Genomic DNA, 9,967 nt, shown 5'->3' on the forward strand with positions numbered 1-9,967 from the left:
GCTCAGGCCATTCATCTCAGCTTGCTCCTGCTGACCACGAATCGCCACGCTAGCACATCATCGCAAACCGCGAATCTCCCGTTTTTTGTGACTCAGTAAGACTAGAGAGCCAGCGATTCTTCGATGGCCCTGGCAATAAATTCGCCTCCCACGCGACTTGGCTGCCGTAGGACATGTGTCGACGGCAGCCTCTTTTTTTGAGGTGATCCGGATCTTAACATCGTCGAACCCGGCGTCGATGTTGGAGGGCGGCAACCAGCGTTAGAGGCCGCCCATGCAGAGGTACTTCATTTCGAGATAGTCCTCGAGACCGTGCCGAGAGCCTTCGCGTCCAATGCCGGACTGCTTGATGCCTCCGAAGGGTGCCACCTCCGATGACATGCGGCCAGTGTTGATGCCAACCATGCGCCTCGGCCACGCGCCAGACGCGTTTGAGGTTCGAGGCGTAGAAATAGGCGGCGAGGCCGTAGATCGTATCGTTGGCTTCCCGAATCACCTGCTCCGGGTCATCATAACGGATGATCGGCGCCAGCGGACCGAACGTCTCTTCCTGCGCGATCCGCATCGAACCGACGACGTTGGTGATGACGGTCGCCTCAAAAAATGTTCCCTTCGCGCCGATCCGACGACCGCCGCAGCGAACCATCGCCCCTTTTTTGACAGCGTCATCGACATGCGCTTCGATCTTTTTCAGAGCATCATTGTCGATTAGAGGCCCGTTGCCGTCCGAAAAGCGGATGAAACTGATGTGTAACCAGCACTAGCTGCTGATCTGTGCTGGTCGAGGCTGCATTCTCAGATAAGGTACAAGTGGTTGGAGGCTGGCAAGTTCGTTTGGCCACCCGGTCCGCGATGGCGCCATGCAGATGACGCGCGAAGAGTTCTCGCTTTTGCTAGCCGGTATTGACTGGACGCGCGTCAAACGAAACGCTGTGAGGAGGCCCTCAAAAGCAGGCTGATCCTGTCGGTTTTACGTGAAGATTCAGGCTCCTATGGTAGGGCCAGTCATGCCGCTTCGACATGATCCCTTACCCCAGGACACCGTGCAACTGACCCGGATCATTCTCTCGCTCAACGAAGAGAATGCCGACCTTAAGGCGCGCGTGGCCTTCCTTGAGCGCCTGCTCTTCGGGACGAAATCGGAGAAGATGACGATCATCGATCCGACGCAGGCAATGCTCGACCTTGGCCATGTGAGCGACATTCCCGTTGCTGCCAATGACGATGTCGCGCCGGTCGGTGAAGACAAAACGCCGGCACGGCGATCGCCAGCGCGCAATATCGGCCGCTTGCCCAAGTACCTTCCGCGTTATGACGAGATCATCGAGCCGGAGAGCAAGACTTGCCCCTGCTGTTCGTTCGAACTTCATTGCATCGGCACGGACGTCAGCGAGGCTCTCGACATCGTGCCTGCGGTTGTCCGGGTCAGACGGACGATCCGACCGCGCTATGCCTGCCGGGCCTGCGAAAGCGTTGTTGTGCAGGCGTCGGCACCAGCGCGCGTGATGGACGGTGGCATGGTGACCACGGGCGTTTGCCGCGCATGTCGCTGTTTCGAAGTTTGCCTGGCATCTCCCGCTCAACAGACAGGCGCAGATGCTGGCCTCCTGCGGCGTCATGATCGATCGCGGCACGCTCGGCGCCTGGGTCACGTGGGTCGCCTGGTGGCTGGAGCTTCTCTACGATGCGCTCACCGCCTTCATCCGCTCGCAGCCGGGGGTATTCTGTGACGAGAGTATGCTGCAGAGGCACGGAAGGAGTTCAGTATGAACTGACACTGTGTCGTAAAGCTGCGTGAATGATGGAGGCTGGCCCTCCGGGATCGGTTTTCGGGAGCGGGTCTCACCAGTCCGAGCTGCTGCGGTAAAGAGCCGTGGTGGTGAGCGTCGGATGAAAAGTTCGGACGAGATCGAGCAGGTGCGTGTCCGAAAGACGAACGAAAGTGAACCATCCGAAGACGCGTCGTTAAGAAATTCAAGCGTCGTCGAAACCAGGACCGTTTCGTCATCCTGGGATAAGCCCGCGCAACGAGACAAGGAGCCTCCTGCCGGAGCGCCACAGTTCACGCAGTTGCAGGGCCGATACCTGGTCTTCATTTATGCCTATACCAGGATCTTCAAACGCTCCCCGGCAGAAGCGGACATGCGTCGCCACTTTGAGGTGACCGCACCGTCTGTACACCAGATGGTGATAACCCTGGAAAAAGCCGGCCTCATTCAATGCCAGCCTGGAGAAGCGCGAAGCATTCAATTGCTCGTAGAACCTGAGGCGCTGCCAATCCTACGCTAGCTCACCAGTCAGAATCTCTTAGGAGCGGTACTAGTTGCCGTGGTGGCATAGCGATTGAATGGATAAAAAAAGTTTCAAAGGGCTTCGCAAACTTACAGTTTTGGCACGGACAGTGAGAGGACGGAAAATGGCACAAGATAAGCTAGTTGGCTTAAACCGGCGCAATCTTCTATCGCTAATCGGTATGACTGCAGGCAGTATGACGATGTACCACGCCATGACTACGCTCGGGCTGGCTGGTGAGTCTAGATACAACGGACCAATAAAGCTGGAAGGCGCTCCGAAGGACACTTCCGTCTTGATTCTTGGAGCAGGATTGGCGGGTATGACGGCAGCACTCGAACTGCGTCAGGCCGGTTACAACGTGAAAATACTGGAATACAACAATCGAGTAGGTGGCCGAAATTGGACGATACGCGGCGGCGATAGCGTGAAGGAACTGGGCGGCGAGATCCGGAATTGTGAATTTGATGAGGGGCTTTACATCAATCCTGGTCCGTGGCGAATTCCGTATCATCACCATGGCTTGCTCGCATACTGCAAGCGGCTGGGCGTGGTGCTAGAGCCCTTCCAACAACTCAACCACAACGCGTTCCTGCACTCCACAAGGGGGGGCGGCGGCAAGCCGCAGCGAGTGCGTTACGTTATGACCGATATTCGGGGACACATATCAGAGCTGCTGTGTAAGGTGACGCGCAAGGGCGCACTCGAAGGGAGTGTCACTAAGGAAGATCAGGAGATGCTACTTGAGGCCCTTCGCTCCTGGGGCGCGTTGGATGAGAATTATGCCTACCAGAATAGCACACACGTGAGAGAGTTTCGCGGTTCGGTCGAAGCCTATCGCGCGGGGAGAAATAGCGTCGTGCCAACGTCCGGAAAGCCGCTGAGCCTTTCCGAAATACTAGGTTCGGGCCTTTGGAGCGATCTAGCCGCTTTTGCGCGCTATGAATTCCAAACAACCATGTTCCAGCCACGTGGCGGCATCGACCTGATTGGCAAGGCTTTCAGCAAGGAAGTGGACGACCTCGTCACCTATAACGCCAAGGTGACAAAGATCGAGCAGGACGAGAAGCGCGTCACGGCCTATTACGAAGACAGCGAGAATCCCGGTACAATACAGCGGGCGAGCGGCGACTGGTGCGTATGTACGATTCCCCTGACGATCCTCAGTCAAATCGACATCAATGTCAGCGCCGAAATGCTCGCAGCGATCAAAGCTGTACCCTATGCATCATCCGTGAAGGTAGGCCTACAGTTCAAGCGTCGTTTTTGGGAGGAAGATGACCTGATTTTCGGGGGCGTGAGCTACACCAATCTGCCGATCCGGCAGATTTCTTATCCAAGCAGTGACTTCAATACGAAGGGAAAGGGCGTTCTGCTGGGCTGTTACACTTGGAATGGGCCGAATTCCTATGAGTTCACGTCAATGGCTCCCGAGGAACGCGTGAAGCGGGTTGTCGAATACGGTGCGCGGATCCATCCTCAATACAAAGAGGAGTTCGAAAATGGCGTTTCCTGGGCCTGGCATCGCTCCCCGTTTACACTTGGCTGCGCCGGGGACTGGACGGAAGACACCCGCAGGGAACACTTCAATAATCTTTGCAAGATCGACGGTCGCGTAGTAATCGCCGGCGAGCATGCATCCCAAGTCCCGGCCTGGATGGAGGGGGCGATTCTCTCCTCACTAGACGCAATCACAAGGCTTCATAAGCGCATCATGGCTGGCTGATAATACGTTGCGACCAATTGAAGGTTTTTTCCGATGGCGAAAAACTCCAAAGGGCCTCTAGGCTCCGTTGTTGTTTCAATCTTGACGATGGCGCTCGCTGTCCCCGTCGGAGCCCAAGTAATGTTGAGCGACGGTGAGAACTTCAGTGAACAAAGCGGGGAAGCGCTGTATGCGAACGTCTGTGCCGCTTGTCATATGAACCATGGGGAAGGTGCGATGGGGGCAGGCAAATATCCGGCCCTTACTCAAAATCAGAATCTAGTGGTCGGGGATTACCCAGTTTACTTGGTGCTCCACGGGCATACAGGCATGCCACCTATCGGTCATATGATGAGCGATGACCAAGTTGCTGCCGTCGTTAACTACGTGCGCACAAATTTCGGCAACAATTACGAAAATGAAGTGACACGCGAGGACGTGGCGGACATCCGATAAGGCGAACACGACGGTCCGTTTCGAAAGAAGAGAATGACCGCAGCAAGCCAAATTCTCTACGGCGTCGACTCATAAACTCTGGCACCATATTCTTGTTGCGACGAGCTTTACGGCGGCGAGGTAGTTTTCCGGGTGCTTGTCATATCGGGTTGCGATGCCTCGGAACTGCTTGATCCTGTTGAAGAACCGTTCCACGAGATTACGTTGCCGATAGACCCAGCGCGAAAATACAAAGAGCCCTTGCGATTACTCTTCGGCGGGATGTTGGCCCAGGCCTTTCTCTCGGCGGCCTTAGCCCGTATGGCATTCGTGTCATAACCCTTGTCGGCCAGCAGGATGTCCCCCTCGCCAAGCTCATCCGTCAGCGCGTCGGCTTCGGCACAATCGGCGATCTGTCCACCAGTCAGACGCAGATTGACCGGGCGACCTTCGGCATCGACGAGCGCATGGATTTTGCTCGTAAGGCCGCCGCGGGAACGTCCCATGCCACCATCGTCTCCATCCCTTTTTTCCCGTGTCCGCGTGCTGGTGAACGCGGACACAGGTCGAGTCGATCATGACGATGTCGCCATCGTAGGCCTTGGACACCGCTTCAAGAAGCCGATCCCATACCCCGGCTTTGCGCCAGCGGACGAAGCGGTTGTAACAGGTCGTCGGCGGGCCATAGCGTTCCGGAACTTCCGCCCAAGGCGAGCCCGTTCGAAACCGCCAGAGGATGCCATTCAGTACCCGCCGATCATCAACGCGGGCAACGCCGCGTGGCTTGTTGGGTAACAACGGCGATATAATCGACCATTCGTGGTCAGTCAGTTCGTAGCGACGACCGTCATCAAATGCTTCCCTATTTCGAAGCCTTGAATCACGGCGGTCGATAAATGCCAAGAAATTTTATGAGTTTACGCTGTAATCTTCCAGGAGCGATCAATCCTGGCGGATCCAGGGGGGACGAACGTGTGCTGCAGGCACACATGAAGGGAGTTCAACATGAACAACTAACGTGTGGACAAGCTGCGTGAAAGATGAGGGTGGGCCCCTCGGGATCGGCTTTCAGGAGCAGGTTCCAAACCAGTCCGAGCTGCTTGCTGCGGTAAAGAGCCGTGGTGGTGAGCGTCGGATCAAAAGCTCATGGCATGACCATGAGCAGGTGCGTGTCCGAAAGACGAACAAACGTGAACCCTCGAAGACTCGTCGTAAACTGGTCAGATACCGTCAAAATCAGGGGCGGTTCGTTCCTCTGAGACAAGTCCGTCAGGAGCCTGATTATCGGGCGGACGGCGGTCGGCGGTGAGAGGGCGTGAGTCGGTCACAGGCTTTTGCGCGGAACTGCAGGAACCAGCTTTCTGATGCCAAGGGAGAAGCACAAGCGGCACATCACCGTGAGGCGAGAGTACAGATACAGGAAGTTGGGGCGAACCGACCCGTAGTAGTGATGAAGGCGCTTTAATGGAGCTGGAGCAAAGGGCTCGGATCAGGTGGTCGTATTTTCGAAACAACTGGAGACAGGATGACGTCGGCGGATACGACAGACAAGCCGTTTAGGATCGATAAGCGGCTGGTGTACGAAGCTTATAAAGCGGTCAAATCCAATGGTGGTGCGGCCGGAGTGGATGGGCAGACGATCGAGCAGTTCGAAGCCGACTTGAAGGGTAATCTCTACAAGATCTGGAACGGGATGAGTTCGGGAAGCTACTTTCCGCCACCGGTCCGTGCCGTCCCCATTCCCAAAAAGACTGGGGGCCAGCGGATTTTGGGTGTGCCCACCGTGAGCGATAGGATCGCGCAAATGGTGGTCAAACGGCTCATTGAACCGGAACTTGATCAGATCTTCCGGCCAGATTCCTACGGCTACCGACCGGGCAAATCTGCTCTGGACGCGGTAGGGATCACGCGTCAGCGGTGCTGGAAATATGATTGGGTTTTAGAGTTTGATATCAAGGGCCTAAATGACAACTTGGCGCACGATCTCTTGCTCAAGGCGGTCCACAAGCATGTCAAGGGTCAAGGGGCGTTGCTCTATATCGAAAGATGGCTGACGGCGCCCTTGGAACAGGATGGACAAAGGATAGGGCGGATCGCGGTACCCCGCAAGGGGGTGTGGTCAGTCCGATTCTTTCAAATCTGTTCCTGCACTACGCATTTGATCTCTAACCGGACATACCCCGACCTCCCATGGTGCCGGTATGCGGATGACGGTCTGGTGCACTGCCGGACCGAACAGGAAGCGGAGGCCGTCAAGGCTGCCCTTCAAGCAAGGCTGGCGGAATGCCAGCTGGAAATGCATCCCACCAAAACCAAGATCGGTTACTGCAAAGACCCCAAACGCAGGGGAACGTATCCGAACGTCAGCTTTGACTTTCTCGGATACTGTTTTCGACCGCGAGTGGTGAGAAATCCGCAAAATGGGCGACTGTTCTGCCGATTTACGCCGGGGGTTGCTCCCTCGGCGCTGAACCACATGCGGGCGACGATCCGGGACTTGAAACTCCGACAGAAAACGCATGTGTCGCTGGCCGACATTGCTCGCGAGATCAATCCGCTCCTCCGGGGGTGGATTGCGTATTACGGGCGGTTTACGCCATCGGCGCTGGATGCCTTGCGGCGTTACGTCAATCAGACGCTGTGCGTGTGGGTGAGAAGGAAGTTCAAGCGCTATGCCCGTTCGACCCAAGCAGGGAAATTTCTACAACGCCTTGCCCAAAGTCGAACGAAGCTTTTCGTGCATTGGCAGCTCGGAATAACCGGTAAGTTCGTCTGATGGGAGCCGTGTGAAGCGACAGTTTCACGCACGGTTCTGAGAGCGCGGAGGGTGAAGTCCCTCCGCGACTCGCCCGATCGCGACATGGCTTCAAACGCCGCTACTAAGAATGGTCTCGTCCTCCCGAGCCTTTGCCGCAACGCAAGCGGAATGATGGTGCAGCCGCTCGGCGCGGCGACCGAATGTGAGTTTGAACCGGCAATGGAAACAGGCCCGTTCACGCGAACAGGCTCAGCCTTGGATGCCGAAAGAGCGACCGAAGAAAACATGCGATGGAGTTCTTGACCCGATCTTCCCATATGAGTCGCTCGCTCCCAAGAACGTAAATGGTCAAGCGAGGACAGAAGCATCGGCGCTGCAGTTAACTGAACGGATCTGTGATGCTGTATCCTTCAGCATCGTTCGCGCTGTTGTCCAAGACATGACTGTTTGTTGGCAAGCCTGCCATCTGACAAGAGGGCACTAGCAAAAGGAATACGAAGCTCCCAGAAGAAGGCCTTGCAAACTCTTATTTAGATCATCCTTCGCGAGGCGCCTCCTTCGCCCCGGAGATTGAGGTCGATATTTCGTCCGGTTCGCAAAGGGACGGAAATGGTGCGATTGACCACCTGATCAGATTAACGGCACGCTCCAGCATCATTTCTGTCTGAGAACGACTTGACGAACATGCGATGACATGTCCAATCGAGTCTAAATAATCACCTCTTCTGACGATTTGTGCCTTTGGTGTAACGTAAAATTTGACCTCGTTGACACCCGGTACAGCAGCCGCGCGATTGTCACCACTGATCCAATCGAGGATGCCATCGCCCTCCGGAAGCAGGCTCCTCACTGCTGCTATGTGCGAATGCTTTGCTCGCAAGTCACAAATTTGTTGGCCGATGACAAGATTGATGTGCGCCGTGATCAAATCAACGCCGTACGCCAGTTGAACCAGTCTAGCTTCCCCGGTCGGAAGGCGGGGATTAACTTCAATGACAACTGGGCCATCGTTCGTCCATCGGAATTCAATGTTTGCCGGTCCCCATCCAAGACCGAGAGCTCGCAAGCAGCTAAGTGAAACATCGATGATGCGTTGAAGTTCGGTTTCAGTCAGCGGGGCAGGAAAGGTGTATTCACGAAAGACGAAATGTGGCGGGGGGCCGAAGTCAGCGGTACCAATTGCAATGACTTGGTTTCCCATTGTATTAGCGCCGTAGTACGGGCCTTGTGCGAATTCTTCGACGAGTATCTTCGGCGAAGATTGCCACGGGTGATCTCCGTCGAGCAGATGGCTCGTATGTTGAGCTAACTCTTTGGCATCCCGGCACAATCGGACACCGCTGCCGCCGAGGCCTGCGGTTGGCTTTAGTATCACCGGCAGACCAATCTTCTCCGCTGAGCATTCCACCTCCATTGCATCTGTTGCCAAGCGGTAAGCAGGTACTGGAACTCCGTATTCCGCGAGTACTTGGCGTTGCACAAATTTGTCGCAGCATCGATCAATCGATGCGGGGTCCGGTCCAGGTAGAGTGAAGTGTCGACAGAGTCGGGCAACTGTTGCATAGACTGTCTCGCTCGGGCTTGGAAACCCGGTAATGCCAGCAATCTCATAAGTCGTGCTTAACTGGTAGCATTCGCGGATTAACGCATCGAGATCGTCTGTATCGACACAGATTGTCTGAACCTCGTTCGCGCCAAGATAGTCGTACTGAGCTGGATCTGCAGACAGAGTAATAAGATGGAGACCAAGCCGCTGAGCCGCTTGGACGTACAGCGGGCCATTAGCCCGTGAACCTTCAATTAAGATGAGTGTTCTTCCTTTCATTGGCGTCAACCTCCATGTGGCGTGCTTTCAGGCGAGCTGAGGATGAATTTCCATCAGTTTTTACGCACGCCTCTCCGCGGATTTGCGGGTGAACGTATCATTGCCGAGCAATCTGCGAACGCGAAGATTTTGTAAATTTTTTCTGAGAGGACGTGCGACGACGTCTAATATTGCTGTGGCAAACTACTGTCATCCGTGAGCGCGACGAACAACCCACCTTTTCTTTTGTGAATGAGGCCGTGAGATAAGCTCCTTCATCGATAGGAGCGGAATGGAATGGTTGGAGATCGCGTTGATGCCATGCTTGAAGTCATGGATGAAGGCATGCATGAAGCCAGGCATGAGGGAAAGTATCGCCGGATCGAGGTGATCACCGGTCGGCGCCAGCGGCGGAATTGGACTGACGAGGAGAAGGCGCAGATCCTTGCGGAAAGCGCAGAACCTGACGTGAACATCTCGGCCGTTGCCCGGCGCTGGGGCGTCAATCGCGGCTTGCTGAATGTGTGGCGACGGGATGCCGGACTAACCTCTCAACGGTCGGCAAAGGCCAGTTTGCCGTCTGCCGTGTTCGTGCCGGTGACAGTGGTTGGGGATGGCGCACGACACGAAGGCTCGCCATCGAATGCCTCGGAGGTTCTTGCTGGCCGAATTGAGATCGAAATTGCGGGCGCACGCATGACGGTTATCGGCTCGGTGGCGCCCGAGTTGGCGCAGGCGATGGTGGCGGTGTTGCGAGGGCGCCGGTGATCGGACTTTCACCAAGCGGTGTGAAGATCATGGTTGCGACGCGACCTGTCGACTTCCGGCGCGGCATGAATGGCCTGGTGGCGTTGGTGGCGTCAGCCCTTGCGGCCGATCCATATTTATGCATCGGGTGAGATTTTGTGGCGGAGCCATTACGGCGCCAGCCGGGGACTGCCAAATCTAGAATTCTCCGCCACATAATATTTCA

Annotated in this window: 6 protein-coding genes and 5 pseudogenes; 8 read left to right on the plus strand and 3 right to left on the minus strand. The window is 55.8% G+C overall.

Annotated elements, in window-relative coordinates:
* Nucleotides 1-261: 261 nt before the first annotated feature.
* Nucleotides 262-718 (minus strand): annotated as a pseudogene (locus tag GA0061101_RS38065) (aldehyde dehydrogenase family protein); the annotation flags it as partial.
* A 90-nt stretch (nt 719-808) separates the two neighbouring features.
* On the opposite strand from GA0061101_RS38065, the pseudogene tnpB (GA0061101_RS38070) reads away from it, so the two are divergent.
* From tnpB (GA0061101_RS38070) to GA0061101_RS38095, 5 genes and pseudogenes are all read left to right on the plus strand, one after another.
* Nucleotides 809-959 (plus strand): annotated as a pseudogene (gene tnpB / locus GA0061101_RS38070) (IS66 family insertion sequence element accessory protein TnpB); the annotation flags it as partial.
* Between the two features lie 48 nt (nt 960-1,007).
* Nucleotides 1,008-1,749, plus strand: a pseudogene (locus tag GA0061101_RS38075) (IS66 family transposase); the annotation flags it as partial.
* A 321-nt stretch (nt 1,750-2,070) separates the two neighbouring features.
* Complete coding sequence (locus GA0061101_RS41310; RefSeq protein WP_085999212.1) at nt 2,071-2,289, plus strand: LexA family protein; 219 nt, start codon at nt 2,071-2,073, stop codon at nt 2,287-2,289.
* Nucleotides 2,290-2,416: 127 nt separating this feature from the next.
* Entirely contained in the window at nt 2,417-4,018 is a 1,602-nt protein-coding gene (locus tag GA0061101_RS38090; protein ID WP_004128922.1) for a flavin monoamine oxidase family protein, read from the plus strand.
* A gap of 33 nt (nt 4,019-4,051) precedes the next feature.
* Nucleotides 4,052-4,453, plus strand: coding sequence for a c-type cytochrome (locus tag GA0061101_RS38095; protein WP_004128924.1), 402 nt, complete (start codon nt 4,052-4,054; stop codon nt 4,451-4,453).
* A 69-nt stretch (nt 4,454-4,522) separates the two neighbouring features.
* Here GA0061101_RS38095 and GA0061101_RS38100 read toward each other — a convergent pair.
* Nucleotides 4,523-5,263, minus strand: a pseudogene (locus tag GA0061101_RS38100) (IS5 family transposase).
* Nucleotides 5,264-5,957: 694 nt separating this feature from the next.
* Here GA0061101_RS38100 and ltrA point away from each other — a divergent pair.
* Nucleotides 5,958-7,208 (plus strand): group II intron reverse transcriptase/maturase, encoded by a 1,251-nt coding sequence (ltrA, locus tag GA0061101_RS38105; RefSeq protein WP_004128932.1) that lies wholly within the window; start codon nt 5,958-5,960, stop codon nt 7,206-7,208.
* Nucleotides 7,209-7,725: 517 nt separating this feature from the next.
* Here the strand turns inward: ltrA and GA0061101_RS38115 are convergent.
* Nucleotides 7,726-9,015 (minus strand): ATP-grasp domain-containing protein, encoded by a 1,290-nt coding sequence (locus tag GA0061101_RS38115; RefSeq protein WP_004128937.1) that lies wholly within the window; start codon nt 9,013-9,015, stop codon nt 7,726-7,728.
* A gap of 276 nt (nt 9,016-9,291) precedes the next feature.
* Between GA0061101_RS38115 and tnpA the strand changes: the two genes are divergently transcribed.
* Nucleotides 9,292-9,762 (plus strand): IS66-like element accessory protein TnpA, encoded by a 471-nt coding sequence (gene tnpA / locus GA0061101_RS38120; protein ID WP_004128939.1) that lies wholly within the window; start codon nt 9,292-9,294, stop codon nt 9,760-9,762.
* Nucleotides 9,759-9,878, plus strand: a pseudogene (tnpB, locus tag GA0061101_RS38125) (IS66 family insertion sequence element accessory protein TnpB); the annotation flags it as partial. The gene tnpA and the pseudogene tnpB (GA0061101_RS38125), both read left to right, overlap by 4 nt.
* Nucleotides 9,879-9,967 lie beyond the last annotated feature (89 nt).

The organism is Martinezella lusitana (assembly GCF_900094565.1).
Classification (GTDB): Bacteria; Pseudomonadota; Alphaproteobacteria; order Rhizobiales; family Rhizobiaceae; genus Rhizobium; species Rhizobium lusitanum.